This window comes from Comamonas aquatilis, from assembly GCF_965139575.1.
Taxonomy (GTDB): Bacteria; Pseudomonadota; Gammaproteobacteria; order Burkholderiales; family Burkholderiaceae_C; genus Comamonas; species Comamonas aquatilis.
The window spans coordinates 59,320-85,531 of sequence record NZ_CBCSIW010000010.1 but is presented as its reverse complement, the minus strand read 5'-3'; the positions used below and the strand labels follow the sequence as shown (position 1 = coordinate 85,531).

General features: G+C 62.3%; 21 protein-coding genes. 11 read left to right on the top strand and 10 right to left on the bottom strand.

Annotation, left to right across the window (positions count from 1 at the left end):
- Position 1: 1 nt before the first annotated feature.
- The 4 genes from ACNAZA_RS13445 (at position 2) to ACNAZA_RS13430 (ending at position 6,062) form a co-directional block, all read left to right on the top strand.
- Positions 2-3,223: an efflux RND transporter permease subunit gene (locus ACNAZA_RS13445; protein WP_415797063.1), complete on the top strand. Its 3,222-nt coding sequence runs from the start codon at positions 2-4 to the stop codon at positions 3,221-3,223.
- Positions 3,224-3,277: 54 nt separating this feature from the next.
- Positions 3,278-3,988 (top strand): protein-L-isoaspartate O-methyltransferase family protein, encoded by a 711-nt coding sequence (locus tag ACNAZA_RS13440; RefSeq protein ID WP_415797062.1) that lies wholly within the window; start codon positions 3,278-3,280, stop codon positions 3,986-3,988.
- 154 nt (positions 3,989-4,142) lie between these two features.
- Positions 4,143-4,487, top strand: coding sequence for a rhodanese-like domain-containing protein (locus tag ACNAZA_RS13435; RefSeq protein WP_120967785.1), 345 nt, complete (start codon positions 4,143-4,145; stop codon positions 4,485-4,487).
- Positions 4,488-4,631: 144 nt separating this feature from the next.
- Positions 4,632-6,062: a TolC family outer membrane protein gene (locus ACNAZA_RS13430; protein ID WP_415797103.1), complete on the top strand. Its 1,431-nt coding sequence runs from the start codon at positions 4,632-4,634 to the stop codon at positions 6,060-6,062.
- A 144-nt stretch (positions 6,063-6,206) separates the two neighbouring features.
- On the opposite strand, the gene ACNAZA_RS13425 is transcribed toward ACNAZA_RS13430, so the two are convergent.
- From ACNAZA_RS13425 to ACNAZA_RS13410, 4 genes are all read right to left on the bottom strand, one after another.
- Positions 6,207-7,517 (bottom strand): 3-deoxy-D-manno-octulosonic acid transferase, encoded by a 1,311-nt coding sequence (locus ACNAZA_RS13425; RefSeq protein WP_415797061.1) that lies wholly within the window; start codon positions 7,515-7,517, stop codon positions 6,207-6,209.
- Between the two features lie 143 nt (positions 7,518-7,660).
- Positions 7,661-9,049 carry a phosphomannomutase/phosphoglucomutase gene (locus tag ACNAZA_RS13420; RefSeq protein WP_415797060.1) on the bottom strand — a complete coding sequence of 463 codons (1,389 nt, stop codon included), beginning with the start codon at positions 9,047-9,049 and terminating at the stop codon, positions 7,661-7,663.
- 162 nt (positions 9,050-9,211) lie between these two features.
- On the bottom strand, positions 9,212-11,134 hold the full coding sequence (locus tag ACNAZA_RS13415; protein ID WP_415797059.1) for a propionate--CoA ligase: 1,923 nt from the start codon (positions 11,132-11,134) through the stop codon (positions 9,212-9,214).
- Positions 11,135-11,372: 238 nt separating this feature from the next.
- On the bottom strand, positions 11,373-11,975 hold the full coding sequence (locus tag ACNAZA_RS13410; RefSeq protein WP_415797058.1) for an isochorismatase family protein: 603 nt from the start codon (positions 11,973-11,975) through the stop codon (positions 11,373-11,375).
- Between the two features lie 340 nt (positions 11,976-12,315).
- Between ACNAZA_RS13410 and ACNAZA_RS13405 the strand changes: the two genes are divergently transcribed.
- The 4 genes from ACNAZA_RS13405 to ACNAZA_RS13390 all read left to right on the top strand — a co-directional run bounded on the left by ACNAZA_RS13405 (position 12,316) and on the right by ACNAZA_RS13390 (position 14,674).
- Positions 12,316-12,942 carry a C40 family peptidase gene (locus ACNAZA_RS13405; RefSeq protein WP_120967775.1) on the top strand — a complete coding sequence of 209 codons (627 nt, stop codon included), beginning with the start codon at positions 12,316-12,318 and terminating at the stop codon, positions 12,940-12,942.
- Between the two features lie 190 nt (positions 12,943-13,132).
- Positions 13,133-13,384, top strand: coding sequence for a GlsB/YeaQ/YmgE family stress response membrane protein (locus ACNAZA_RS13400; RefSeq protein ID WP_415797057.1), 252 nt, complete (start codon positions 13,133-13,135; stop codon positions 13,382-13,384).
- 131 nt (positions 13,385-13,515) lie between these two features.
- Positions 13,516-14,172: a hypothetical protein gene (locus tag ACNAZA_RS13395; RefSeq protein ID WP_415797056.1), complete on the top strand. Its 657-nt coding sequence runs from the start codon at positions 13,516-13,518 to the stop codon at positions 14,170-14,172.
- Between the two features lie 7 nt (positions 14,173-14,179).
- Complete coding sequence (locus ACNAZA_RS13390) at positions 14,180-14,674, top strand: EVE domain-containing protein (protein WP_415797055.1); 495 nt, start codon at positions 14,180-14,182, stop codon at positions 14,672-14,674.
- Between the two features lie 109 nt (positions 14,675-14,783).
- Here the strand turns inward: ACNAZA_RS13390 and ACNAZA_RS13385 are convergent, their stop codons facing one another.
- Positions 14,784-16,580 (bottom strand): amidohydrolase, encoded by a 1,797-nt coding sequence (locus ACNAZA_RS13385; protein ID WP_415797054.1) that lies wholly within the window; start codon positions 16,578-16,580, stop codon positions 14,784-14,786.
- 128 nt (positions 16,581-16,708) lie between these two features.
- On the bottom strand, positions 16,709-17,914 hold the full coding sequence (locus tag ACNAZA_RS13380; protein ID WP_415797102.1) for an MFS transporter: 1,206 nt from the start codon (positions 17,912-17,914) through the stop codon (positions 16,709-16,711).
- Positions 17,915-18,228: 314 nt separating this feature from the next.
- Between ACNAZA_RS13380 and ACNAZA_RS13375 the strand changes: the two genes are divergently transcribed.
- From ACNAZA_RS13375 to ACNAZA_RS13365, 3 genes are all read left to right on the top strand, one after another.
- On the top strand, positions 18,229-19,077 hold the full coding sequence (locus ACNAZA_RS13375) for a DUF2167 domain-containing protein (RefSeq protein ID WP_415797053.1): 849 nt from the start codon (positions 18,229-18,231) through the stop codon (positions 19,075-19,077).
- Between the two features lie 103 nt (positions 19,078-19,180).
- A complete protein-coding gene (locus ACNAZA_RS13370) occupies positions 19,181-19,936 on the top strand; it encodes a hypothetical protein (RefSeq protein WP_415797052.1) in 756 nt (251 codons plus the stop codon).
- Between the two features lie 181 nt (positions 19,937-20,117).
- Positions 20,118-20,432: a DUF2322 family protein gene (locus tag ACNAZA_RS13365; RefSeq protein WP_415797101.1), complete on the top strand. Its 315-nt coding sequence runs from the start codon at positions 20,118-20,120 to the stop codon at positions 20,430-20,432.
- Between the two features lie 87 nt (positions 20,433-20,519).
- Here the strand turns inward: ACNAZA_RS13365 and ACNAZA_RS13360 are convergent, their stop codons facing one another.
- The 4 genes from ACNAZA_RS13360 to ACNAZA_RS13345 form a co-directional block, all read right to left on the bottom strand.
- Positions 20,520-21,683: a YbdK family carboxylate-amine ligase gene (locus tag ACNAZA_RS13360; RefSeq protein WP_415797051.1), complete on the bottom strand. Its 1,164-nt coding sequence runs from the start codon at positions 21,681-21,683 to the stop codon at positions 20,520-20,522.
- Complete coding sequence (locus ACNAZA_RS13355) at positions 21,673-22,986, bottom strand: cation:proton antiporter domain-containing protein (protein ID WP_415797050.1); 1,314 nt, start codon at positions 22,984-22,986, stop codon at positions 21,673-21,675. The genes ACNAZA_RS13360 and ACNAZA_RS13355 overlap by 11 nt, the downstream gene beginning before the upstream one ends.
- 631 nt (positions 22,987-23,617) lie before the next feature.
- Complete coding sequence (locus ACNAZA_RS13350) at positions 23,618-24,817, bottom strand: M20 aminoacylase family protein (RefSeq protein WP_415797049.1); 1,200 nt, start codon at positions 24,815-24,817, stop codon at positions 23,618-23,620.
- Positions 24,818-24,841: 24 nt separating this feature from the next.
- A complete protein-coding gene (locus ACNAZA_RS13345; RefSeq protein ID WP_415797048.1) occupies positions 24,842-26,176 on the bottom strand; it encodes a DUF3100 domain-containing protein in 1,335 nt (444 codons plus the stop codon).
- Positions 26,177-26,212: the final 36 nt, after the last annotated feature.

Below are 26,212 nucleotides of genomic sequence, written 5' to 3'. Positions count from 1 at the left end.
GATGTGGTTCACCCGTATCAGCCTGAAAAACCCGGTGCTGGCCACCATGCTCATGCTGGCCTTTGTGGTGCTGGGCGTGTTCTCCTACCAGCGCCTCAAGGTCGATCAGTTCCCCAATATCGAGTTTCCTGTGGTGGTGGTGACGGTGGATTATCCCGGCGCCTCGCCCGAGATTGTGGAGAGCGAGGTCACCAAGAAGATAGAGGAAAGCGTCAACTCGGTGGCCGGCATCAACTCGCTGACCTCGCGCAGCTATGAAGGCACCAGCGTGGTCATCGTGGAGTTTCAGCTCCAGGTCGACGGGCGCCGCGCCGCCGATGATGTGCGCGAAAAAGTCGCCGCAGTGCGCCCTACGCTGCGCGACGAGGTCAAGGAGCCGCGGGTCATACGCTTTGATCCCTCCAGCAACGCCGTCTGGTCGGTGGCCGTGCTGCCTGATGCCCATGCGCTCAAGGGACAGAACAGCGAACAAGCCGTCACGCCCCCCGATGCGATTGCACTGACCAGCTGGGCCGATCAGGTGCTCAAAAAACGGCTGGAGAACGTGCGCGGCGTGGGCGCCGTGAATCTGGTGGGCGCAACCAAGCGCGAGATCAATATTTATCTCAGGCCCGAGGCGCTGGAGGCCTATGCCATCACGCCCGAGCAGGTGGCCCAGGCCGTGCGCGCCGAAAACCAGGATCTGCCCGTAGGCGCCATACGCTCCAAAGAGCAGGAGCGGGTGGTGCAGATCGATACCCGCATCAAGCGCCCGGCCGAGTTTGCCAACATCATCGTCGCCCAGCGCGCAGGCGCTCCGGTGCGTGTGGGCCAACTGGCCCGGGTACAGGACGATGCCCAGGAGCTGCAATCGCTGGCCTTGTACAACGGCGGCCGCACCCTGCTGCTGTCGGTGCAGAAAGCCCAGGACGAAAACACGATCGAAGTGGTGGACGGCCTGAACGCCACGCTTGCCGCCATCGCCCCCGAGCTGCCCCCCGGCGTGCGCCTGCAGGCGATTGGCGACACCTCGCGCACCATCCGAGTGGGTGTGGACAATGTGCGCCAGACCCTGATCGAAGGCGCCGCGCTCACGATTCTGATCGTGTTTCTGTTCCTGAACTCCTGGCGCTCCACCGTCATCACGGGGCTGACCCTGCCGATTGCGTTGATAGGCACGTTTCTCTTCATGTACTGGTTCGGCTTTTCCATCAACATGGTCACGCTGATGGCGCTGTCGCTGTGCGTGGGCCTGCTGATCGACGATGCCATCGTGGTGCGCGAGAACATCGTGCGCCATGTGCAAATGGGCAAAAGCGCCTACCAGGCCTCGCTGGACGGCACGCAGGAGATAGGCCTGGCCGTGCTGGCCACCACCTTGTCCATCGTGGCCGTGTTCCTGCCTATAGGCTTTATGGGCGGCATCATAGGCAAGTTCTTTCATGAGTTCGGCATCACCATCGTGGCGGCCGTGCTGATCTCCATGTTTGTCAGCTTCACGCTGGACCCCATGCTCTCCAGCGTCTGGCATGACCCGGCCATCCATGCCCATGGCGTGCACGAGAAAAAATCGCTGTACGACAAGACCCTGGGCCAGCTCACGGCCTGGGTGGAGCGCGCCAGCGACCGGCTGTCCGACCTCTACCAGAGCATTCTTCGCTGGTCTCTGGCCCACAAGCTGCTGACGCTGTTGCTGGCATTCTTGATTTTCATAGCAAGCATCGCGCTTGTACCCTTGCTTGGCACTGAATTCGTGCCCAAGGCCGATTACTCCGAAACGGCGGTGAGCTTTACCACGCCCGTAGGCTCGTCCATTGAGGCGACCGAAGCCAAGGCCGTGCAGGTCAACGACATTCTCAAAACCCTGCCCGAGCTGCGCTATGCGCTGACCACCATCAACTCGGCCAGTGCCAACGGCAAGAACTCGGCCAGCATCTACATACGCCTGAGCGATAGACATCAGCGCCACCGCAGCGTGGACACCATCTCCGAGGAATTGCGCACCCGGCTCGGCGCCGTCGCCGGCATCACCGTCACCCATGTGGGCCAGCGCGACAACGTGGGCGGGCAAAAGCAGATCGAGCTGTCTCTGGTGGGCGCAGACCTGGGCCAGCTTGAACGCCTGAGCCTGCAGCTGCAGGACAGGATTCGCAGCATTCCCGGCCTGGTGGATCTGGACTCCAGCCTCAAGCCCAACAAGCCCATGGTGGACATCCGGATCAACCGCGATGCAGCAGCCGATCTGGGCCTGTCCGTGGGCGGCATGACCAACGCACTGCGCACCTGGGTGGCGGGCCAGACCGTGGGCAACTGGCGCGCCAGCGACGACCAGACCTATGACGTCAATGTGCGCCTGGCCCCTGAAGCCCGTACCACTCCCCTGGATCTGGAACGCCTGCCGTTTGCGCTCAGCGCCGGCGACGGCAGCTTGCGCATTGTGCGCCTGAACCAGTTGGCCCAGGTGGTGCCCGGCAGCGGCCCCAGCCAGATCAACCGCCGCAATCTGAACCGCGAGGTCGCGCTGAACGCCAATGTCTATCTGCGCTCCGTGGGCGAGGTCACGGCCGATATCCAGACCGAGCTCAAGCAGATGGCCATGCCACCGGGTTATAGCTTTCAGTTCAACGGCGCGGCCAAGAACATGGCCGAGTCCTTTGGCTATGCGGTCTCCGCCCTGGCCCTGGCCGTGATCTTCATCTACATGATTCTGGCCAGCCAGTTCAAGAGCTTTCTGCAGCCCCTGGCCCTGATGACCTCCCTGCCTCTGACCCTGATAGGCGTGGTGCTGGCCTTGCTGATGTTCGGCTCGGCCTTGTCCATGTTCTCCATCATCGGCGTGGTCATGCTGATGGGGCTGGTGACCAAGAACGCTATTTTGCTGGTGGACTTTGCCATTCGCGCCCGCGAGCCACACCGCGACGAGGCGACGGGCCAGACCACGCCCGGCCTGCCACGCTCCGACGCTCTGCTGCTGGCCGCCCGCGTGCGCCTGCGCCCGATTTTGATGACCACGCTGGCCATGATTTTCGGCATGGTGCCGCTGGCCTTTGCCGTGACCGAAGGCTCGGAGCAGCGCGCGCCCATGGGCCAGGCCGTAATTGGCGGCGTGATCACCTCCTCGCTGCTGACTCTGGTCGTGGTGCCCGTGGTCTACTGCTACCTTGATGATTTTTCCGTCTGGCTGCGCCGCAAATGGTCGGGCGGCCACGCAAAAAACGGCCAGCCGCCGCACGATGCCCTCTAGGCTCGTAGAATCGCTGGTTTGTCCCGATAAAAGACTTTCCCCGGAGATCTCCCCATGGCCCTGCCAATGAACAGCCAAGTCGATCCGCGCGATGTGCACGCGCAGGCCCGCTTCAACATGATTGAACAGCAAATCCGTCCCTGGAACGTGCTGGATGAACAAGTGCTGGAGTTGTTGGGCAAGGTGCGGCGCGAAGACTATGTGCCGCCCGAGCATGTCACGCTGGCCTATTGCGACATCGAAATCCCTCTGCACGGCACGCCCGACGAAGCCGCTGCCAAGGGCTGGATCATGCTGGCCCCCAAGATCGAAGCCCGCATGGCACAAGATCTGCAGATCAAGCCCAGCGACCGCGTGCTGGAAATCGGCTCGGGTTCCGGCTATATGGCGGCCCTGCTGGCCGCACAGGCCAAGGAAGTGGTGACGCTAGAAATCGTGCCCGAGCTGGCCGAGATGGCCCGCGAGAACCTGCTGAGCGCCGGCGTGAAGAACGTGGAAGTGAAGCTGGCAGACGGCGCCACCGCCGCAGCCGCCCTGGGCCAGTTCGATGTCATCGTGCTCAGCGGCTCGGTAGCCCAGATTCCCGACTCCCTGATTGCCCAGCTCAACGACGGCGGCCGCATTGCCGCCATCGTGGGCCAGCAGCCCGTGATGCGTTTTACCCTGGTCACCAAGACTGGCAACGAGTTCAAGCTCAGCCAGCCCTGGGATACGGTCGCTCCGCGACTGACCAGCTTTGAAGAGCCTTCGCGCTTCAACTTCTAAGCCCCTCGCAGCCTGAAAATAGCGCCTCGCCCGCAAGATATCTGCGACAGGCGCTATTTTTCTAATAGCGACCGCCTGGCAGTTCCGGTCCTTCCGGTACGTGATTGCCTCAGGCACTCTCTCCTGACTTCTGCCTTCTTTTTGAATTTTTCGCATGCTGACCCAAGTTTCTCCCGCTCAATTCCAGGCCTGGCTCGCCGCCCATAGCAATGATTCGGCCCTGCCCGTGGTGCTGGACGTGCGCGAGCCCTGGGAAATTGCCCAGGCCAGCATTCAAGGCGAAGGCTTTGAGTTGCGCTGCATTCCCATGCACGAAATCCCTGGCCGCCTGCAAGAGCTAGACCCCGATCACCCGATTGCCTGCCTGTGCCACCACGGCGCACGCAGCATGAGCGTGGCCGCGTTTCTGATCAACCACGGCTTTGAGGACGTGAGCAATATCACCGGCGGCATCGATGCCTGGTCATTGACCGCCGACCCCAGCGTGCCGCGCTACTGATTCCCAGGCCTGCCCTGCACCGAGGGCCACCGACACCGACCTAGACCGAGACTGCCAAAGACTTCATCTATGACCAAGCTGCCCCGGCCCCAGTGCTTCACCACTCCCAAGGCCAACCAGGCCAGTCAGGCCCGCACCGCAAGCATGCTGCCCCGGCCCTCCTTGCTGGCCCTGGCTCTTATGATCGCAGCGGGCAGTGGTGCCGCCACGGTGCAGGCAGAGACGCTGTCCCAGCTCACGGCCCAGGCGCGCGGCTACGATGCCTCCTGGCAGGCCCAGCAGGCCGATGCACGCGCGGCGGCCAGCCGGGCCGATCAGGCTCTGTCGGGTCTGCTGCCCAGTGTGGGCCTGCAAGGCGGCGTCAACCGCACGCATACCGAGATTCACCTGCCCCAGGCCGCAACAGGCGTCAACACCACGCTGCAAAACCTGCAGCTCAGCGCCCAGCAGCCGCTGTACCGCCCGGCCAACAAAGTAGCTTACGAGCAAGGCCAGCGCGGGCTGGATGTGGCACAGGCTCAGCTCGACGGCGCGGCGCAAAGCCTGATCGTGCGCGTGGCCCAGGCCTATTTCGATGTGCTGTCGGCCCAGGACAGCCTCAACGTGGCCATAGCCCAGAAAAACGCCATCAACAGCCAGCTGGAGATGGCCAAGCGCAATTTTGAAGTGGGCACGGCCACCATCACCGATTCGCGCGAAGCCCAGGCCCGCTACGACCTGGCAACGGCGCAGGAGATCGCCGCCCAGAACGAGGTACAGGTCAAGCGCATTGCGCTAGACCAGATCGTGGGCAAGGTGGGAACCCAACCCAGCCCGCTGGCCCAGCCTCTGACCCTGCCCACCCTGCAGCCTGCCGATGCGCAAAGCTGGGTGAACACGGCGCTGGAGCGCCAGCCCCAGCTGCGCCAGGCCCAGCTGGCCCTGGATGTGGCCCAGCTCGAAACCCAAAAAGCCGAAGCCGGCCACAAGCCCACCGTGGATCTGCAGGCCGGCTATGGCATCAACCGCTACCCCAACGGCTATATGACGCCCAGCCTGCCTGCGGGGACCAGAACCAATTCGGCCCAGATCGGCGTGGTGATGAATCTGCCGCTGTTTGCCGGCTTTGCCGTGCAAAACCGTGTCAAGGAGACCGTGGCGCTGGAAGAAAAAGCCCGCGCCCAGCTCGATGACGCCCGCCGCACGGTGGAGCAGACCACACGCACCGCCTACTTTGGCGTGCAATCGGGTCAGGCCCAGGTCAAGGCGTTGGAAGCGGCCCTGAGCTCCAGCCAGAGCGCTCTGGAAGCCAACCGCCTCGGTTATGAAGTGGGCGTGCGCATCAATATCGACGTGCTCAATGCCCAAAGCCAGCTCTTCCAGACCCAGCGCGATCTGGCCCAGGCCCGCTACCAGGTACTGTTGGGCCAGCTCAAGCTGCGCCAGTCTGCCGGATCCTTGAGCGATGAGGACTTGCGCATGATCGACGCACTGACTGTGGCGCCTAGCATTAGCGGCGCAGCCGGCAAGACTGCAGCGCCCGCTACGGCAGTCGCCAAAGCGGCCAAGCCTGCGGTGCGCCAGGAAAATCGCTGAAAGATTGAAAACGCTTCACCCAAGCCATCGCTCTCTATTTGAGAGCGTTTAGCGCTTTTACTGTGGACACTTCAGTGCGGTTCAAGGGTCAAAATATCAAGAATAAAGCGCCTGCAGCTATCAAATAAAGCGGACCGCTTCAGATCAACGCAGCATCAGCTGCAGCACGGCTTCGGCCGTGGCCTCGGCGGCACCCCGATGTTGCTGCAGCAAATCACGCGCCGAGGTTTCGGCCGCCATTCGCGCCTGTGGGCTTTGCACCAAGGCCAGGGCCTGTTGCACGGCCGCAGCCATGTCCGCGCTGCGCAAGGCCGCGCCAGAGAGCACGGCCAGATCGGAGACTTCGCTGAAATTGAAGGTATGCGGCCCCAGCACCACGGACGTGCCACAGGCCAGAGACTCGATCAGGTTCTGCCCGCCTAAGGGCTCGAAGCTACCCCCCATCAGCGCCACATCGGCCAGGCCGTAATACAGCGGCATCTCACCTAGTGAGTCACCAATCCAGACCGCGCCCTCTGGCTGCGGCAGGCCGTGATCCCACTGACTGCGGCGGGACACAGCAAAGCCGGCATCGGCGCACAGTTGCGCCACCGCATCGAAACGCTGGGGATGGCGCGGAACAATCAGCCACTGTACGGCCTGCAGGGCTTGGGGATTTTTCTTCAGTTCGGCCAGCAACTGCGCCTCTTCGCCTTCGCGGCTGCTGGCAAACAGCAGGACGGGCAGGCTCAGGTCCTTACGCCACTGGCCGGCCCGGGCCAGTTGGGCCGCATCGGGCTGCACATCGAATTTGAGATTGCCCAGCACCGCATCCACCTTGGCTCCCACATTGCGCAGGCGCTGGGCATCGGCCTCGGTCTGGGCCCAGACGGCAGACAGTGCCGCATAGGCGGGACGCGACAGCGGCGCCATACGCAAGGCCCCGGCCTCCGACTTGGCGTTGAGCCGTGCATTGGCCAGCGCCAGCGGCACAGAGGCCTCGGCACAGCTGGCAATCAGATTGGGCCAGATTTCGGTTTCCATCAGCACGCCCACGGCCGGGCGAAACTGCGCGACGAAGGCGCGGGTTGCGGCCAGCGTGTCCCAGGGCACCCAGACCTGGACATCACCTTCTTGCAGCAGTTTTTGGCCTTCGGCTCGGCCAGTGGCCGTGTTGTGGGTCAACAGCAAGCGCATGCTTGGCATTTTCTGCCGCAGGGCCTGCAGCAAAATCGCTGCCGCCCGTGTCTCGCCCAACGATACCGCATGCACCCAAACCCATTGACCGCGCCCGTCCTGGCCCCAGGTCTCTGGCATATAGTGTCCGAAACGCTCGGGCACCTGCTCGGCATAACCGGGCTCGGCCACGGCACGACGGCGCAGCTTGCGGCGCAGCAAAGGCTGGACCGCCCAGGCCAGCGCGCTATAGGCGGCGCGGGCCAGAGTGATTCGAGAGCGGGAGGAATGCAGATTCATGAAAAAAGCCCCTGACGGCTCACATTGGCACGGCCCAAGCCAGAGATGCCAAGCAAGAGCCGCCCCGCAGCGCATACTGCCTCGGCGACGGCATCGTCCCCTCCAAGGGGGAAGCGGCAACGCCGCTCAGGGGGTGTTTCATCTCAATGCGCAGCGCTACCCACTTGCGCGTCGGGTTTGACGCGCTTGAGCAGCGCCAGCATCTTGGCTTCAATACGCTGCAAAGCCGCTTCGCTATGGCCTTCAAAACGCAGGACCAGCACCGGTGTGGTGTTGCTGGCGCGGATCAGACCAAAGCCATCGGGCCAGTCCACACGCAGGCCGTCAATGGTGCTGACCTGGGCCGGCGCCTCAAACTCCGTCGCAGCCAGGGCTTGAAGTTCGGCTGCCAGACGGTGGGGCTCGCCTTCGGCGCAGCTCACGTTGAGCTCGGGCGTCGAGTGACTGGTGGGCAAACCGTTGAGCAAGGCACTGGGGTCGGCCTCGCGGCTCACGATTTCCAGCAGACGGCAGCCGGCATACGTGCCGTCGTCGAAACCGAACCAGCGCTCCTTGAAGAAGATATGGCCGCTCATCTCGCCACCCAGGGGCGCGCCCAGCTCTTTCATGCGGGCCTTGACCAGGGAGTGGCCAGTCTTGAACATCACGGCCTTGCCACCGGCCGCTTCGATTTCGGGAGCCAGGCGCTGCGTGCACTTCACGTCAAACACAATGGCGCCGCCGGGCACCCGCGAGAGCACGTCCCGGGCAAACAGCATCATCTGGCGGTCGGGGTAAATGGTCTGGCCGTCCTTGGTCACAATACCCAGTCGGTCGCCGTCGCCGTCAAAAGCCAGGCCCAGTTCGGCATCGGTAGTCTGCAGGGCGTGAATGACATCGCGCAGGTTCTCGGGCTTGCTGGGATCGGGGTGGTGATTGGGAAAATCGCCATCCACTTCGGAAAACAGCTCCACCACCTCGCAGCCCAGTTGGCGGAAGATGGCGGGTGCCGAGGCACCGGCCACGCCGTTGCCACAGTCCACCACCACCTTCATGGGGCGGGCCAGCTTCACATCGCCCAGAATGCGGGCCGTGTAGTCGGCCAGCACATCGGCCTGGGACATCTGGCCCGTGCCGGTGATGACCCAGTCCTCGGTGTCCATGCGCACACGCAAGGCCTGGATTTCGTCGCCATAGATGGCGCGGCCACCCAGCACCATCTTGAAGCCGTTGTAATCCTTGGGATTGTGGCTGCCGGTGACCTGAATGCCGCTGGTGCACAGCGTGGCCGCCGCAAAATACAGCATGGGCGTGGTCGCCATGCCGATATCGATCACGTTCACGCCCACATCGGTCAGGCCCTGCATCAGCGCCGAAGACAGCGCGGGGCCGGAAATACGGCCGTCGCGGCCCACGGCCACCGTCTTTTCACCGGCCACCAGTGCCGCCATGCCAAAAGCACGGCCGATACCGCGTGCTACCTCTTCGGTCAGCGTGGACGGCACGATGCCGCGGATGTCATAGGCTTTGAAAATGGAAGCAGCAACTTGCACGGCGACTCTTTCTCGGGAAGTTTGAATTCTGGTTTGCCGGGCGCGCGGTGGCGCCGGCCAAGCCATCGATTTTAGGCGGCAAACAACAAGGCCTGCGGCATCCTGCAGCAGGCCTTGCATTCACTCACCTTTTTATAGCTGCTACGGCTTTACCGGCAGTATTTACAGCCTTTGCTGCACTTGGGCCAGCGCAGCCGGATCTTCCATGGTGCTCAAATCGCCGGGATCGCGCCCTTCGGCCACCGCCTGCAAGGCCCGACGCAGCAATTTGCCGCTGCGCGTCTTGGGCAGGGCCGAGACAAAAATCACCCGCGATGGTCTGGCCACTGCCCCCAGACGGGAATCAACCAGCTTCATCACATCGGCTTCCAGCGCCTTGCAAGCCGCCTCATCGGCCACAGCTGAGGCATCGCGCACGATGGCGAAGGCCAGGGCCGTCTGCCCTTTGAGCGTATCGGCCACGCCCACCACGGCCACTTCGGCAATCTGCGGATGCGCCGAAATGCTTTCCTCGATCTCGCGCGTGCCCAGACGATGGCCGGCCACATTGATCACGTCATCGGTGCGCCCCAGGATGAAGTAATAGCCGTCCTCGTCTCGCACGCCCCAGTCGAAGGTGCTGTAGACCATGCGGCCAGGGATGCTCTTCCAGTAGGTGTTCACAAAACGCGCATCGTCGCGCCAGACGGTCTGCATGCAGCCCGGCGGCAGCGGCCCTTCGATTGCCAGCACGCCTTTCTGATTCGGCGTGCTCAGCTCTTCGCCGGTGGCGTCGTCGATCAGCTTGACGTTGTAGCCATACACGGCCTTGCCCGGGCTGCCAAAGCGCGTGGCCTGCGGCGCTATGCCGTTGCACAGCGTCATGATGGGCCAGCCGGTTTCGGTCTGCCAGTAGTTGTCAATGATGGGCTTGCTGATGGCGCCGCTGATCCAGGCGGCCGTGGGCTCGTCCAGCGGCTCGCCGGCCAGCCACAAGGCTTTAAGGCTGGAGATATCGTAGCGGTTCAGATAGTCTGCATCATGCTTTTTGAGCACCCGTATCGCCGTGGGTGCCGAGAACATATGGGTGACTTGGTACTTCTCCACAATGCTCCACCACACGCCGGGATCGGGACGGATCGGCAGGCCCTCATACATGACGGTGGCCATGCCCGCAATCAGCGGTGCGTAGATGATATAGCTATGGCCCACCACCCAGCCTATGTCGCTGGTGCAGAAAAAAGTCTGGCCGGCCTGGGCATCAAAAATATGGGGCATGCTGGAGGCCAGCGCCACCGTATAGCCGCCGGTATCGCGCTGCACGCCCTTGGGGTTGCCCGTGGTGCCGCTGGTGTAGAGGGTGTAGCTGGGATGGGTGGACTCCACCCAGACGCAATCGACCGCCGCCTCGCTGTGCAAAGCGCGCAAGGCGGCCCAATCATGGTCGCGGCCGGCGCGCATGGGCATATCGGCCAGGCCGCGATTGACCATCAGCACGGCCGCAGGCTGGTGGCTGGATTGCTTGAGCGCCTCGTCCAGCAAAGGCTTGTAAGCCACGACACGGCCGCCGCGCGAACCAGCATCGGCGCTCACAATCACCTTGGGCTGGGCATCGTCGATGCGCGAAGCCAGCGCTCCCGAGGCAAAGCCGCCAAACACCACGGAATGAATCGCCCCCAGGCGCACGCAGGCCAGCATGGCAAAGGCCGCCTCGGCAATCATGGGCATGTAAATCTGCACCCGGTCGCCTGTTTCCACGCCCAGCGCCTGCAGCGCGGCCGCCATGCGGTTTACTTCGGCATGCAGTTCGCGGTAGGTATAGGTCTTTTCCGTGTTGGTCTCGGTGGAAATGGCGATCAGCGCCTTCTGATCGCCACGCGCCGCCAGATGACGGTCCACGGCGTTGTGGCACAGATTGGTGGTGCCGCCCACAAACCACCGGGCAAAAGGCGGGTTGCTGTAGTCGCAGATCTGCGTGGGCTTTTGCTGCCAGGCTATCAGCTCGGCCTGCTCGGCCCAGAAGGCATCGCGGTCGTTGATGGAGCGCTGATAGAAATCCTCAAACCGTGCGCGCGCCTGCTTGTCTGTCTGCTGGTTGGTGTTCATATGTCGGTCTCCTTGACTCTCCATCCTTTGCAGAGAGTCTTCTGAATTCATAATTATTCATAATGCGCTTGCCAAAAACTGACAGGCTCTTGTCTGAATTCAATCAAGCCGGGCCGACTTGCCCATCCGGGCTTTCCTGCACCACAGTGCGACAGCAATGAAAAAAGCGCCCGAAGGCGCTTTTCTTATCTTTTTCTTATCGAGATCGGTTTGATATCAATCCGATAGCTACCCGCACTTATTTCACAAGCGCCAGCATTTCCTTGAAGGCCGGATCTTCACAGGTGCGCAGCCATTCAAACATAACCATCTCGGTGGTCACCAGTTCGGCACCAGCACCGGCCAGGCGGTCAAAGGCTGCATCGCGATTGCGCTCGGTGCGCGAGCCGCAGGCATCCGTCACCACCCAGACGTCAAACTCTTCCTCGAGCAGCTCCAGCGCCGTCTGCAGCAGGCAGACATGGGTTTCGCAACCGGCGATCACCACCATATTGCGCTCGGGCGCTTGCTGCTGGGGCTTTTGCAGGTGCTTGGGCAGGCTGCGGGCATTGCCGCTCGGGGCCTTGGCTGGCGGACGCAGCCATTCGCCCAGGCCTTCGGCCACAGCGCTGAAATACATCTTCTCCAGCGTCTTGCCGCACAAGGCCTTCAACTCGGCTTGGTTGGCGCCCAGGCGCGAAGGGTTCTGCTCCGTTCCCCAGACCGGCACGTCCAGCATCTGGGCCAGCTTGGCCAGCTTGATGGCATTGACCAAGGCCTCCTGGCCTTCGTGGATCACGGGCATGAGCTTGTCCTGGTAATCGACCAGCACCAGTTGCGATTCGGCGGCTTCTAACAGCATGGCAGTTCTTTCTGAGAAATCTTGTACTTTTGCTTGTGATGGAGGGTGAAAGCTTCACCCTCCATCGCTATAGGGCGCTATTGTCGCTGCTCGCCCTGCTTTACGCGATTCAGACCGGTAAAAACCCGGGGTAGCACAGCTTGTGCTTCGCCCGAAATCGCCAGAGACAGAACCGGGAAAACACCGACCGAACACCGACCGCAATGCGCTTCAATTTTGAGAGCACATTAGGCAATAAGCTCATGCCCGCAAGGCATTTACTGCTTGAGATCAAAAACCTAGGGTAGAACATGGAAATGGAGGTCCCATCCTACAAATTAACGTGGTACCCTCACGCCCCATGTCCAGATGGCTTATTGCACTCCTCTTTGTCGGCGTTACAACCGCACATGCGGCACCCAGCGAACAGCGTGACGACGACATGACCCAGTTGCTGGTCAACCGCGGTCTCATCACCCAGCTGCGTGAAGCGCGCCACTCCATGGCCGAGCGTACTTCCGACTTCGTTCGCGAAGCGCGCCAGAACGTAGCCGAGAAAACCTCCGATCTGGTCGTCACGGCCATGGGTTTTCTGGGTGTTCCTTATCGCTTTGGCGGCAACAGCGCTGAAACCGGCTTTGATTGCAGCGGTTTTGTGCGCGCCATCTACTCGCAGACCGTGGGCAAGGTTTTGCCCCGTCTGGCTGCCGAGCAAGCCCAGGCCACCCAGAAGATCGACCGCGACGAGCTCAAGCCCGGCGATCTGGTGTTTTTCAACACCATGCGCCGTGCTTTCAGCCATGTGGGCATTTATGTTGGCGAAGGCAAATTCATCCACGCTCCCCGCACCGGCGCCAGCGTACGGGTGGAAAGCATGCAGACTTCCTACTGGGCACACCGCTTTGACGGCGCCCGCCGCGTAGAAGGCGCTCAGGGCGCCGATGCCACGGCAGCCGCTCTGACGGCCGCCGCAGCGCTGCCTCAGTGAATCTGTGACGCCCCAAAAAACGCCTGCCCTGCAGGCGTTTTTTATTGCCTGCCTCATGGGCTGGCATGACTTGCACACCATGGCCTAACCCTGCGGATTCAGACCCGCGCAGACAAAGGACGGCGTCCGACAAGCGGCTGTTGCACACCCCCCTAGAGTCAATCGTCAATCAATGCTGAGGAACTTTCCTATGTCAATTTTGGGTACGCTGTTTGTGGGTTTGATCGTGGGTTTGCTGGCGCGCGCCTTTAAACCCGGCGATGACAAGCTGGGCTGGATCATGACGATCTTGCTAGGCATAGCCGGCTCCTTTCTGGCCAGCTATGTGGGCGTGGCCATGGGCTGGTATCAGCAGGGCCAGGCGGCAGGCTGGATTGCCTCCATCGTCGGCGCCATTGTCTTGCTGTTCGTCTACGCCGTTGTCAGAAGCAAGGCCAGTTGATCGCATAAGTTGATTGCGCAGCAATGACCGTATAGTCTTGACTGCCGCATTTCAGGCCGCAAGGTACAGGAGCTGGCTCTTGTGCCTTGGCGGCTTTTGCTTTTGACGCCTGGCATCCAAAGGATTGATTCATGTGGACCCAAAAACCTCAAGCCTCTTCCCAGGCATCTCCCCAAGCCGCTCAGCCATCTCCCGCATCTTCGGCCTTCGCCAGCCGAGACGATGTGGCCCAGGCCGCGGCACGCGCGCGTGCCCTACTCAAAAAACGCGCCTTGTTTGGCGCTGCCGTCAGCACCATTCCGATTCCGGGACTGGACTGGGCCGTGGATGCCGCCCTGCTCTCCCAGCTGTTGCCGCGCATCAACGAGGAGTTCGGCCTCACGCCCGAGCAACTGGATCAACTGAGCCCCACCAAACGTGAACAGGTACAGAAAGCCGTGGCCATGGTGGGCTCGGTGGTGATTGGCAAGTTCATTACCCGCGATGTGGTGATGCGCCTGGCACGCGCCGCCGGCATGCGCATGACCACCAAACAGGCCGCCAAATACGTGCCCCTGGCCGGAACCGTGGCAGCAGCGGCCTTGGGCTATGCCACGCTGCGCTATCTGGGCGAGCGCCATATCCAGGATTGCCTGCGCGTGGTCGAACACGCCAATCTTGACCTGCCCGGCCGCTTGCGTCGCACGGCCCATACAGTAGAGCAAAGCAGCGCCAGCGCACGCAGCTGGAGTCAGGCCGATCGAGGCCCCTGGGGCCGCAACCGCCAAGGCGATGGCAAAGGTCAATGAACTCACCATGAACGCAAGCTCAACAACTTCCGCGTCCGGGCGCCGTTACTGGCTGATGAAAAACGAGCCCGACGAATACTCGATTGACCATGCCCTGGCCGCGCCCGGGCAGACCATTGCCTGGAACGGCGTGCGCAATTACCAGGCGCGCAACTTCATGCGCGACGAGATGCAAGTGGGCGACGGCGTGCTGTACTGGCATTCAAGCTGCGCCGAACCTGGTATCTACGGCCTGGCACGCATTGCCGGCAATCTGCGTGTCGATCCCTCGCAGTTCGACCCGGCCGATCCTTACTACGACCCCAAATCCTCTCCAGACAAACCGCGCTGGCTGACGCTGGACGTGCAGGCCGAACGCAAGACCCGCCCGCTGCGGATTGCCGAGCTGCGCGAACAACCCGATCTGGCCCAGATGCGGGTGCTGCAAAAAGGCAACCGTCTGTCGATCACGCCGGTCAGCGAAGCTGAATGGCAGCGCATTGTGCAGCTGCTGGACAGCTGAAACGCCCGGACCATGGCCGGGCCGGGTGCTAGTTGATTTTAAGTAAAACAGGGCTTTAGCCCATAGCTGACAAGCGCAGAACGCTATCCATTCATAAGCAGCCGGAATTTCAAGGCGCCCGATACAGGCTGCGCCCTTGCTTGATGGTCTCCAGCACCTTGAGATGGGCCAGTTGGTGGCGCTCCACGGTCAGCGGGTTGTCCGAAAGAATCACCAGATCGGCCAGCTTGCCGGCTTCCAGACTGCCTTTGCGCTCTTCCTCAAAGTACTGCCAGGCCGACCAAATGGTTTGGGCCTGCAGCGCCACCCAGGGCGAGACACGGTGCTCGGCTCCCAGCAGCTTGCCGCTGCGGGTGGTGCGATGCACCGTCGCGTCCAGCACCCGCAGGGACGAGGGCAAGGCCACGGGTGCGTCGTGGTGGGAGGTAAAACGCATGCCTTGCTGCAGCACCCAGCCTGTGGGCGAGATGTTTTGTGCTCTCTCGTTGCCCAGCACCGAGTCGCGATGCCAGTCGCCCCAGTAGAACGTGTGCATGGGGAACAGCGAAGGAACAATGCCCAGCTCCTTGAGCTGAGGAATCTGGTCGCGCCGCAGCGTCTGGCCGTGAATCAGCACCGGCCGCACGGCGCGGGCTTTATCCACCGGGCCGCTGGCGCGCACCGCCCGGATGAACTGGTCAATAGCCGCATCGCCATTGGCGTGCACCAGAATCTGCCAGCCGTTGCTGATGGCCTTGGCCACCTGGGCATTGGCCTGGGCATCGCTGAGCGCGCCATAGCCTCTGTAGCCTGGCTTTTGCCCGTGGGGCGGCACAAGGTAGGGTTGGGTCAGCCAGGCTGTCTTGCCCTGGGGCGAGCCGTCCAGCGTGAGCTTGACCCCGCCTATGCGCAAATTATGCTTGTAGCTTCGCCCGTAATACGGCCCGCGCATGAAAGCGCCTTCGCCCATCTGCAAGATGTCGGGGTAGGACACCACATCCACCAGCAGCCGCCCGGCTTCGGCAGCCGCAATCGCCGTGGCCACGGCTCCGGGGTCGGCCCGGCCGTCCTGCACCGTGGTGTAGCCAAACTGCAGATACAGCTGCTGGGCTTTTTCCAGCCACTGAATCGATTGCTCCTGCGTCAGCCTGGGCATGATCTTGGCCAGACTGTGGAAAAACGCGTTTTCCTCCAGCACGCCATCGGGCTGGTTGCTACCTTTTTTGCGGCGAATCACGCCGCCTTCGGGATTTGGCGTTGCCGCGCCGATGCCGGCCTTGGCCAGAGCTGCGGAATTGAGTGCGCCAAAGTGGCCGGACTGGTGAATCGCCACAATCGGCACGGTTTTGGAGACCGCATCCAGATCCGCCCGCGTGGGATGGCGCTGCTCCTTGAGCTGGGAGTCGTCATAGCCAAAGCCAAAGGCCATGCCCAGAGATTTCACCTCAGGCGAGGTCTTCAGATACTCGCGCAAGGTCTGTTGCAACTGGGCAATCGAGGCATTGCGGCCGTCCGGCGGGGGCAGCAGATTGGCGGAGATGGCCTGCAGGCCCACGCCGCCCAGATGACTGTGCGGGTCCACAAAGCCGGGGATCAGCGTATGGCCCTGCAAATCCACCATGCGCGTCTCGGTACCGCGCAAGGCAAAGATTTCATCGCGCGTGCCCACCGCCAGAATCAGCCCGCCCGCCACGGCCAGCGCTTGCACCTGCCGCTGGGCGTCGTTCATGGTGAGAATCGGGCCGCCAAAATAGATTTGTTCGGCCTGGCCAGGCCGGGTTGCCCCCTGAGCAGGCGCCTGCGCCTGGCTTTGAGTTTGGGACTCGCCCACCGCTGCCGTGGTGCAGGCGCTCAGCAAAGCGGAGCTTGCAACAGCAGCCCAGGCCGTGCCCGATGCCGCCGTGGTCAGAAACTGGCGTTTTTTCATGAGTATTGGACTCCTGATGGCTATAGGCCAAGCCTAACCGCAAGCGTGCTGATTCAGCTTGAATCAGCGCAACAAAACCATGAAAACCGGCGAAAACCCTTTGCTCACCTGCACTGACAGCTATGAATTCAATGAGCAGAAGCTCCAGACGCAAGAGCCGCCCATTGGCGCTGGATCAACGCCGCCAGGCCCCAGCCGGCCGCGCAGAACACGCCGGTGATCACCCAGGTCCATTGCCAGCCGCCCATGGCCGTTGCCACGGCAGCCACCAGGGGCGGACCTGCGAACTGGCCCAGGCAGGACCATTGCTGCATAAAGCCCACGCTGGTGGAGACCGTGTTCTGACTGGGCGCCAGCCGCATGGCCGAGGTGAACAAGGTGGCCGGAATCAGCCCGCCAGCGGCCGAGAACAGGAACACAGCCACAAAGCGCAGCCATAGCGGCGCCAGCGGCTGGCCGTCCACTTGCGCATAGGCGGCTACGGCGCACAAGCCCATCAGCACAAAGCCGGTTTGCAGACAGCGCCCGGCGCTCCAGCCCTGTAGCTGCAATCTGCCAGACGCCACATTGCCAATCGTGTTGGCTGCCGCCACCAGGGCCGTCAGCATGCCGGCCATCTCGGCGCTCAGCCCCGCCTGGCCATAAATCGTGGGCAAGAAGCCAACAATGCCCATCCATTGCCCCGAATACAGCATAAAGCTCAGCGCCACCAGCCAGGGCGCCGGCGTGCGCAGCGTCAGCGCCAAGCGCGGACGCCAGCCTGCATCGGTGAGGGTCCGGGCCTGAGCATTCATATGCACGCCTGCAGGCAGTGGATCGGCGGGCACTTTGCGCCATACCACCCAGGCCGCCAGCAACGAGACCGCGCCCAGCAGCAACCACCACAGCTGCCAGGAGCTGAACTTGAGCACCCAGGGGCCCAGCAGCAAACCCAGGGCGCTGCCCAGGGGCATATAAGCACCCCACCAGCCCATGCGCGTTCCCAGCTCATGGGGTGCGCAGCTGCGGCGAATCAGCGCCGGCCCCGGCATGGCAATCAGCAAAAAGCCCAGGCCCTCCATGGCCCGCAGCCCCAGCAGCCAGTCCACGCTGCGAGCGCAGGCGCCCAGGGCACTGGCCAGAGCCATCAACAGCAAGCCCGTCAGCAGGCTGCGGCGCAGCCCCCATTTGTCCGCGCCCAGGCCTACGACCAGGCCCAGCACCATGCCAGCCACCTGCACGGTGGAAAGCAGAAAGCCGGCCTGCACCAGAGTGATGCCCAGCTCCTGCTGCAACACCGGCACGGCCGGCGGCAGCTTGCCCACGTGCAAAGCGCCGCTCACGCCCGCGGCCATGACTATCCATGAGGGATGGATTCCCCCGCCCTGACGGGTCTGCAGCCCGTTATCTATCAGCGTTTCAGCCAAAGCGTCTCCCGTTTTACTTTTGATAGATGATATGTCAACAACCAGTGTGAAACTCGGCCCTGCTTTCTGGACGGCAGCCAATTGCAAACCTTGTGCATGCGCATTGCCAAGCGGCGGCAGGCCCGCCAATAATCGGCGCGCCTTCATCGCCTGCGTCACGCCTTGATGCCCGCGCATCCAGCCGCAAAAAGTGAAGCGACAAAAGCCGTACCCAATAGATTCATAACAAGGAGGTCATTCGCATGTTCAAGTCCATCGCCACCGCTGTCTTAGGTCTGTCACTGTCCCTGGGACTGTGGGCCAAGACAGAAGAACCGGGCCGCGTGCCCGAACAGATAAAGCAGCTGGCCTGGGTCAGCAGCGGCCAGGGTGAGATTGCCGGCAAGGCCAGCATCAAAATTCCCGAAGGCTATGGCTTTTTGGGCCAGCAAGATACTTCCAAGCTGCTGCAGATCTTTGGTAACCCGCCCAGCAGCGAGCACTTTCTGATCGCCCCCCAATCACTGGACTGGTTTGCCGTGTTCTCGTTCGACGACACCGGCTATGTCAAGGATGACGAGAAGATCGACGCCGCCGAGCTGCTTAAATCCATGCAATCGGGCGACGAAGCCGGCAACAAGGAGCGCAAAAAATTGGGACTTGAAGCGCTCTATACCGAAGGCTGGCAGGTCGCGCCCCACTACGACACGGGCACGCGTCGCCTGGAATGGGGTCTGCGCCTGCGCGATGAGTCAGGCCAGCGCAATGTGAACTACACCGCGCGCATTCTGGGGCGCAGCGGTGTGATGAGCGCCATCCTGGTCTCCGACACCGAGGCCCTGGCCAGCAATACCGAAGAGTTCAAGAAATTGCTGACCGGCTTCAACTATCACAGCGGCCAGAACTACTCCGAATTCAAGAACGGCGACAAGGTGGCCGCCATCGGCCTGGGCGCGCTGGTGCTGGGCGGCGCGGCTGCCGTGGCGACCAAGAAAGGCCTGTGGGGCGTGATTGGCGGTTTCCTGGCTGCCGGCTGGAAGTTCATCGCCGCCGCGGCCGTGGCCTTGTTTGCCGGTCTGGGCAAGCTCTTCGGGCGCAAAAAGGCCAGCTGATGCAGCCCTAGACGGCGCTCAGCGCCTCAAGCCAGCCCCGCGTATCGCTAAGATCGCGGGGTTTGTCATTGCAAAGCCCACCTCAAGGAAAGCGCGACCGCTCTTGTATTTCACCGTCAGCATCGAAGTGCAGATTGTGCTGGCCATCTGCCTTTTCTACGGCTACGACGCTGCTCTGGCCCTGCAACCCCATCAAGGCCTGCTGCGCGCCGGCGCCAGGCGCTGGCACGGCCGCCTGGCCATGAGCGGTTTTGAACTGCGCCGCGCCTGGCTGTTGTGGCCGCCAATTTTTTTGCCGCACCAACCGCTTTACCGCCTGAACTGGGATGCCACGCACATCGCCCTTGCAGGAGATCTCAGCACGACCCAGCGCCTTGCCGCAGATGCGCAACGCGTCAAAGGCTTTGCCCTGCCTATCTATCTGCTGGCCGCCTGGCTGTTTGTTCTCTTGCCTGCCGCGCTGCTGGTGCTGCATTCCCAACAGCTGCAATTGATTGCGCTGGGGCTGATTTACCTCACCACCCTGTGGCTGTCGGCCCTGGCCTGGCGCCATGGTCGGCATGGCCATGCCAAAGAAGCCCGCTCCATCGCCCTGCAGATCCTGCTGTGCCCGCCGTTTGCACTCAACGTGGTCAAAAAACTGTCCCTGGCGGATAAGCATGCAAGACCGGATTTGCTGCTTGCCGCCAAGCAACTACTGTCCACGGCAGACTGGAAAGTCCTGGCAGCCCAGGCCCACCAGGCTATTGCCAGAGAGTTGCAGGAAATTGCCGGCTTGCCCGAACTGGCCGAGCGTCACCAGGCGCTGGAAAAATCTCTGCAGCTGCTCACCGCCGAACTGCCGCAAGAGATTGAATGAGCCCGCAAAAATTCATGTGAAATCAGCTTCTACCCTTTGAATATAAAGGAGTAGTAGTTATTTATTTAATAGCAAACCAACCACCAATGGCTAGCAACCGCGCAAGCCAAGTCTTTTGCTGAAAGCTCTGTGCTCATCCCGCACAATGCCTACTTTCTCAACCATAGCGCACTTGTTCACCATGGCCTTTGCCGACAACCTCAAGCAACTCCCCTCCATCGAGCACATTGCCGAGCTGCAGCTGATCGCCGCTGACGGCGGCCTGGCCGCCAGCATTCCCAATGCACCAGGCAAAGCCGGCTCCGTCACCGTGTACAACGCACTGGCTGTCAAGCACGGCAGCATCAATGTCGCCGCCGCCGAAGAAGGTCTGCAACTCTTTGCCGAGCACACGGACGACGCCAAGGCCCGACCCGGCGCTCACCCCAATATCGACCGCCTGCTGCAAGTGATTGCCTCGGGCCAAGGCTATGCCATCAAGGTAATCGAAGCCTGAAGCGCAAGCCTTCAAAAACAAGAGCTGCCAGCGCTTTATCGACAAGGGCTGGCAGCTCTTTTCATTGAAACAACAGTCTTTGTCCGCTTAAGGCTGCGCCCCTCTGAAGCGCAGTGCAGCTTGGCGCACCACCTCGGGCAGTTGCTGAGCGTCGGCATAACATGCGCGCAGCCAGCTGGCGTCGTTGCCGCCCAGATTCAGACTGTTGCGCAACTGCTGCAGGGCCGGCCTGCTCTGCGCCGTGACGTAAGGCGTGATGCGCTCCAGCGTGAGCGCAATATGTTCGCGCAGCACCGATTGTTCGCTGCTCACCGGATCGACATAGCTGCCTTCCAGCCCGAAGCGACAGGCCTGAAAGCGGTTGTAGGTATAGACCAGATAGTCATCCTCGCTGGGCTCGAACGGGTTCTCGCTCAAAAACCAGGCACCCAGGGCCTGGACATAGGCGGCCAGCTGGGCGGCGCGCTCGATAGACAGCGGCGTGTCGAACACCCGCACTTCCACCGTGCCAAACTCGGGCTTGGGCCGGATGTCCCAGTAAAAGTCCTTCATGCTTTGTATTACGCCCGTGGCCGCCATCTTGTCGAAGTAGCGCTCGAAATCCTCCCAGTGCAGGGCAAACGGTGCCCGGCCCGAGAGCGGAAAAGCGAAGACCGAGTTGAGCCGGGCCGAGTCGAAGGCCGTGTCCTGGCCCTGGACAAAGGGGCTGGAAGCCGACAGCGCAATGAAATGCGGGATATAGCGCGACAGGCGGTGCAGCATCATCAGCGCGGCATCGGCATCGGGGCAGCCCACATGCACATGCTGGCCGAAGATGGTGAACTGCTTGGTCAAATAGCCGTACAGCGCCGTCACTTCTTTGAAGCGGGGCTTGTCGTAAATGCGCTGCTGGTGCCATTGCTGAAACGGATGGGTACCGCCGCCGGCAATGGCGATATTGAGGCGATCTGCCGCCTTGACCAGTGCATCGCGCGTGACGGCCAGTTGCTGGTAAGCGTCCTGTGCGTCGGTGCAGATGCCCGTCGATATCTCAATCATGCTGGCCGTCACCTCGGGCACGATGGAGCCCGGCACCGGCGTGTTCTTCAGCAGGGCCAACATGTCCGGCGCATAAGGCGTCAGGTCGTAGTGGTGGGTATTGAGCAGCTGCAGCTCCAGCTCCACCCCCAGCGTCAATGCCTGGGACGATGCAAACTCGCCCAAGCCGGAACCGGCGCTGGGACTCTGAATCTCGGTGGTTTCATGTGTCATGGCGTTTTTCCCCTCTCAACAGCGCCGTGCGGCCTATGCCGCGGTGCGCCTCACCCGAGCGCCACAGCGCCGCCGATGCTGCCAACACGCCCAGCAACTCGCAGATCACGATCAGCGGCAAGGCAATGGCCGAGACCTGCTGTGCCACGCCCGGGTTCAGCGGCATCCACTGCCAGGCAATGGACGAAGCCAGTACCAGGGCCAGACCGGACAACGGAAGCTGAGCGCAGGCCACGGGCCATTGGCGCCGCCAGCCCAGGCCCGTGCCGTGGCCCAGCAGCAAGATGGAACCCAGCTTGCCCGTCATGCGCGCCAGAACCACACAAAGCACCACAAAGAACATGGCTCCATTGAGCTGCACCTGCGCCGCCATGCTGGCCACCAGCACAAACATCACCAGATTGAGCATGGCATTCGCCGCCTGAAAAGCCTGGGGCCAGAGCAGCGGCTTGGCACTCAAATTGCGCAGCAGCAAGCCGGCCACCATAAAGGCGAAAACAGCGGAACCGCCCCAGTGCTCGGCCATCAGGCAGGTCGCAGCCAGAGCGGCCAGCAGATACAGCGCCGTGGTGTCGCTGCGCGAGGATTTCCAGCGCAGCACCGGCCATAGAGCCGCCGCCAACAAAGCCGCCCACAGCAGTGAAAGCGCCACGTTATACAGACCGGCCAGCAGACCGGAGGCGGAAAAACGCATCTGCGTCAACTGCGCGGGCTCGGTGCCCGTGGTCGGGCCCAAAATGTCACTCACCGGCACCCAGGATGCCGTCAGCACCAAGCCGGCCAGCAGCGCCAGCCAGCTGCTCACCGTCGCCAGCAGCACACTGCGGTCCGTCACCGCGCCGCTGGCACGCAGATCTTCGGCAATGCGCAGCAACACGGCGGGCGATGCCGCCATGGCAATCACGCCCACGGCCAGCGCCACCGGCCAGCCCCAGCCCAGGGCCACCAGCAGGCCGGCCGTCAAACCCAGAGTGATCAGAGACTCGCCCAGGCTTTGCAGCAGCAGCCAGGGTTGCTTGAACAACCAGCGCAGCGAAATTTGCGATGCTGCCACCAGCACGCTGGTGCCTACGGCGATTTCCAGCAGCAGCGCCGTATTGCCTCTGAGCGGCCAGGGCAGATCACCAAAGCCCAGCCAGCCGGCCACCAGCCCCACAGCGGTATAGCCCAGCATGCGCGGAAAACCGGACACGCGGTGCACCATATGACCCAATAGCGCCGCAGCGCCCACCAGCACGCACCAACTGAGCAGCGCAGGAAAGTGACCCGGTGCCAGTTTTGCCCATAAGTCGGCAGAGTGCATAAAGCGCCTTCCTGTATCAAGGCCGGCACGGCGATACACGCCGTGCGGCCGGGATTTGGCAGGCAGCGTTGCGATACGTGAATGCGGCGAACGCCGCGTGAAAGGCCCAAGGCCTGGAAAGCAACACCTGCAGAAGGTAGCCTGTCCGTTCAAAGCAAGCAACACAGGACTGGTGTCATAGACGCCTGGCGTCTGCCAGCCAGCGACAACCCAACCCAAGCCATGAATCGGCCTCACTGTGTTGGCTGCGCTTTCAAGACGGCCACCACGCACGCTCCGAAATTCGGAGCGCTAAACACATCATAGAACCATGTGCTCAGCGATTTGGGCTTTGACCCTGGCCTTTTCTTGTTGTCAATTTGCTGTCATCGCAGCGGCGAACAGCCAAGACTCAGGTTCGGTAACATTTATATAGGAAAAGCCTTCAAGCACATTGAAGGCAATCGCCAGCAGCTATCAAATAAAGAGTTACTGCTGACTATCGACAAAACCTTGAACCTAGGCGTACAGCAGATGACACAACAGCCGCTTGGGGAGCGGCAGCCAGAGCCCCAAGCTGCCGCCAAGCCATCACTTGCGCCTGACGTAGGCTTTTGTCACGCTACATCTGTAGCAATTCGAAAATCCATCTTCAGGCTTTGGGCAGCTTGCCCTCGCGCAACAAGGCGCTGACCAATTCCACCCAATAGCGCGCACCCAGAGGCAGGACCGCGTCGTTGAAGTCGTAATGTGGGTTGTGCAGCGAGGCGCTGTTTTCGCCGTTACCCATCCAGATATAGACACCGGGGCAGGCCTGGGCCATGAAGGCAAAGTCTTCAGAGGCCATGCTGGGCTGCATGTCGCGGCGCACATGGCCCTGGCCCAGCACCTCGGTCAGCACCTCGGCACAGATTTCGGCGTGGATGGGGTTGTTGATAGTGGCCGGGTAGCTCACGCGGTAGTCCAGATCGGCCTGCAGACCGTGCAGCGCGCAGGTGGCGGCAATCGCATCGCGAAAGCGCTGCTCGATGCGAGCACGCTGCGCCATGTCAAAGCAGCGCACCGTGCCGCGCAGCTTGATGACTTCGGGCATCACGTTATAGGTGTCACCGGCGTTGAAACTGGTCACACTCAGCACGGCAGGCTTGTGCACCTCCTGCTCCCGCGCAATCAGCGCCGGCAGCTGACTCACCAGCTGGCAGGCCGCCAGCAAGGCGTCCTTGCCCAGATGAGGCATGGCCGCATGGCAGCCCTTGCCGGTCAGCGTCAGATCGAAAATATCAAACGCCGCCATCACCGCCGTGGAGTGCACGGCCGCCGTCCCCACCGGCAGGCCCGGCCAGTTGTGCATGCTGTAGACGGCCTGCATGGGAAAGCGCTCGAACAGGCCTTCCGCAATCATCTCGCGCGCGCCGCCTTCGTTTTCCTCGGCGGGCTGGAAGATGAAGTTCACGGTGCCGGCAAAGTCCGGCTGGGCTGCCAGCACCTTGGCCGCACCCAGCAGCATGCTGGTGTGGCCGTCATGCCCGCAGGCATGCATGCGGCCCTGGTGCTGGGATGCATGCTCGCACTGGTTGAGCTCATGCACGTGCAGCGCGTCCATATCGGCACGCAGACCGATGCTGGGGCCTTCGCCCAGTGCGCCCTGGAGCACGGCCACCACACCGGTGCCGGCCAAGCCGGTGTGCACCTCAAGTCCCCAGCTGCTCAGCAGCTCGGCCACGCGGGCGCTGGTGCGGTGTTCCTTGAACGCGGTTTCGGGGTGGCGGTGAAAATCGTGGCGCCAAGATTGCAACTCTGCCAGCTCAGGCCAGATGTTGGATGAATTCTTGGGTGAATGAATGCTGCTCATTGCATGCTCCTCGATTCAATCAGTTCACATGGTGTGCACAAAAGACTGTGCAATCACCGTCGCGGCGAGAAACACGCCCGCATTGGCCAACAACGAAACCACCACAATGCGCCAGCCCAGACGGCGGAAGGCCGGGATGTCCTTGGCCAGCGACAGGCCTGCAAAGGTCAGCATGGGCGTGATCATGGCCAGAAAGCTCACCTTGCCGGTCAGCGCCGCCACTTCGGCGGCATAAGGCGTGTGGGGGAAGGTCATGGCCATGGCGATGAAGGAGATCCAGCACACCGCGGGCAGCTTGCGGCGGGTGCCCACATAGATCAGATCGCCAACCAGCACGGCCAAGATGATGATCAGCACACCCGGCAGTGCATCCAGCATGGGAACGCCGTAACCGATACGGTTGCCAATCAGCACCATGGCGCCCACCAGCAGCCACGAGGCCAGGCGCATGCCCAGGCCCAGCACGGGTGCGTGCACGGTTTCCTGTGGCTCGGCCGTGACGCTTTGCTCCACTGCCACCGCCTTGCGGTTGCGGCCCAGGATGGGTTCCAGAAAGCGGTAGGCGCGCACCGCCAGCGGCAAGGAGATGAACAGCGTCAGATAAGTGCCCACCGTGGTCGCAATCAGATTGGCCGCAGCCGCAAAGGTGGCGATCTGGTCAGCCATCTCCGGATGCTGGGCCGCAATCGCGCCCACGGCGGCAGCCGTCATGCTGCCCGAACCCACGCCGGCACCCATGCCCAGCGCCAGCGGGTGAAAAATGTTCAGGCTGGACACAAAGCCAGCCAGCACAGAGATGAAGATCGCACCGATCAAGGTGCCGGTGATGTATTCGGCCAGCACGCCGCGCCCTTCGGGCGAATCCATGCCGAAGCGCTCGCCCACAATGGCCAGGCCGGGCTCACGACCGATGGAAAAGGTAGCGCCAATCGCTTCGCGCTTGATCCCCAGCAACAGCGCCACCGGCATGCCCAGCATGATGCAGCCCACCAGATTACCCAGCTCCTGCAGTACCAGACCCCAGCCCACCTGAGCCAGTTGCGGCAGCGAACCGCCCACCAGCAGACCGAGCTTGGCAATGAACAGAAACAGCGCCGAAGACAGGATGGCCGCCGCCAGATGCTGGCTGTACAGGCTGATCTTCAGCGGCGAAGGCAGACGTTTGTTCAGCAAGCCCAGCACCAGACCAATCAGCAGCGCCCAGATCATGGGCAGCAGCACCACCCGGCCCACGCCCAGCTCAATCGGCAAAGGCCCCAGCCATTCGGACAGGGCTGCTATCACCAGCGCCAGCGCAAATATCTGCACCACACTGCCCAGGTTCAACGCCGTCTTGGCTCGCTGCATCTCGGTACTCATCGATTTCCTTTTTAGTCACTGTATATGCATACAGCG

Coding starts and splice junctions, on each gene's coding strand:
- ACNAZA_RS13345 (WP_415797048.1), bottom strand. CDS start 26,176: ATGAGTACCGAGATGCAGCGAGCCAAGACGGCGTTGAACCTGGGCAGT.
- ACNAZA_RS13375 (WP_415797053.1), top strand. CDS start 18,229: ATGTTCAAGTCCATCGCCACCGCTGTCTTAGGTCTGTCACTGTCCCTG.
- ACNAZA_RS13410 (WP_415797058.1), bottom strand. CDS start 11,975: ATGCTGTTAGAAGCCGCCGAATCGCAACTGGTGCTGGTCGATTACCAG.
- ACNAZA_RS13350 (WP_415797049.1), bottom strand. CDS start 24,817: ATGAGCAGCATTCATTCACCCAAGAATTCATCCAACATCTGGCCTGAG.
- ACNAZA_RS13380 (WP_415797102.1), bottom strand. CDS start 17,914: ATGGCCGCGGGCGTGAGCGGCGCTTTGCACGTGGGCAAGCTGCCGCCG.
- ACNAZA_RS13445 (WP_415797063.1), top strand. CDS start 2: ATGTGGTTCACCCGTATCAGCCTGAAAAACCCGGTGCTGGCCACCATG.
- ACNAZA_RS13425 (WP_415797061.1), bottom strand. CDS start 7,517: ATGAATCTGCATTCCTCCCGCTCTCGAATCACTCTGGCCCGCGCCGCC.
- ACNAZA_RS13435 (WP_120967785.1), top strand. CDS start 4,143: ATGCTGACCCAAGTTTCTCCCGCTCAATTCCAGGCCTGGCTCGCCGCC.
- ACNAZA_RS13395 (WP_415797056.1), top strand. CDS start 13,516: ATGTGGACCCAAAAACCTCAAGCCTCTTCCCAGGCATCTCCCCAAGCC.
- ACNAZA_RS13360 (WP_415797051.1), bottom strand. CDS start 21,683: ATGACACATGAAACCACCGAGATTCAGAGTCCCAGCGCCGGTTCCGGC.
- ACNAZA_RS13430 (WP_415797103.1), top strand. CDS start 4,632: ATGCTGCCCCGGCCCTCCTTGCTGGCCCTGGCTCTTATGATCGCAGCG.
- ACNAZA_RS13405 (WP_120967775.1), top strand. CDS start 12,316: ATGTCCAGATGGCTTATTGCACTCCTCTTTGTCGGCGTTACAACCGCA.
- ACNAZA_RS13365 (WP_415797101.1), top strand. CDS start 20,118: ATGGCCTTTGCCGACAACCTCAAGCAACTCCCCTCCATCGAGCACATT.
- ACNAZA_RS13400 (WP_415797057.1), top strand. CDS start 13,133: ATGTCAATTTTGGGTACGCTGTTTGTGGGTTTGATCGTGGGTTTGCTG.
- ACNAZA_RS13390 (WP_415797055.1), top strand. CDS start 14,180: ATGAACGCAAGCTCAACAACTTCCGCGTCCGGGCGCCGTTACTGGCTG.
- ACNAZA_RS13355 (WP_415797050.1), bottom strand. CDS start 22,986: ATGCACTCTGCCGACTTATGGGCAAAACTGGCACCGGGTCACTTTCCT.
- ACNAZA_RS13440 (WP_415797062.1), top strand. CDS start 3,278: ATGGCCCTGCCAATGAACAGCCAAGTCGATCCGCGCGATGTGCACGCG.
- ACNAZA_RS13385 (WP_415797054.1), bottom strand. CDS start 16,580: ATGAAAAAACGCCAGTTTCTGACCACGGCGGCATCGGGCACGGCCTGG.
- ACNAZA_RS13415 (WP_415797059.1), bottom strand. CDS start 11,134: ATGAACACCAACCAGCAGACAGACAAGCAGGCGCGCGCACGGTTTGAG.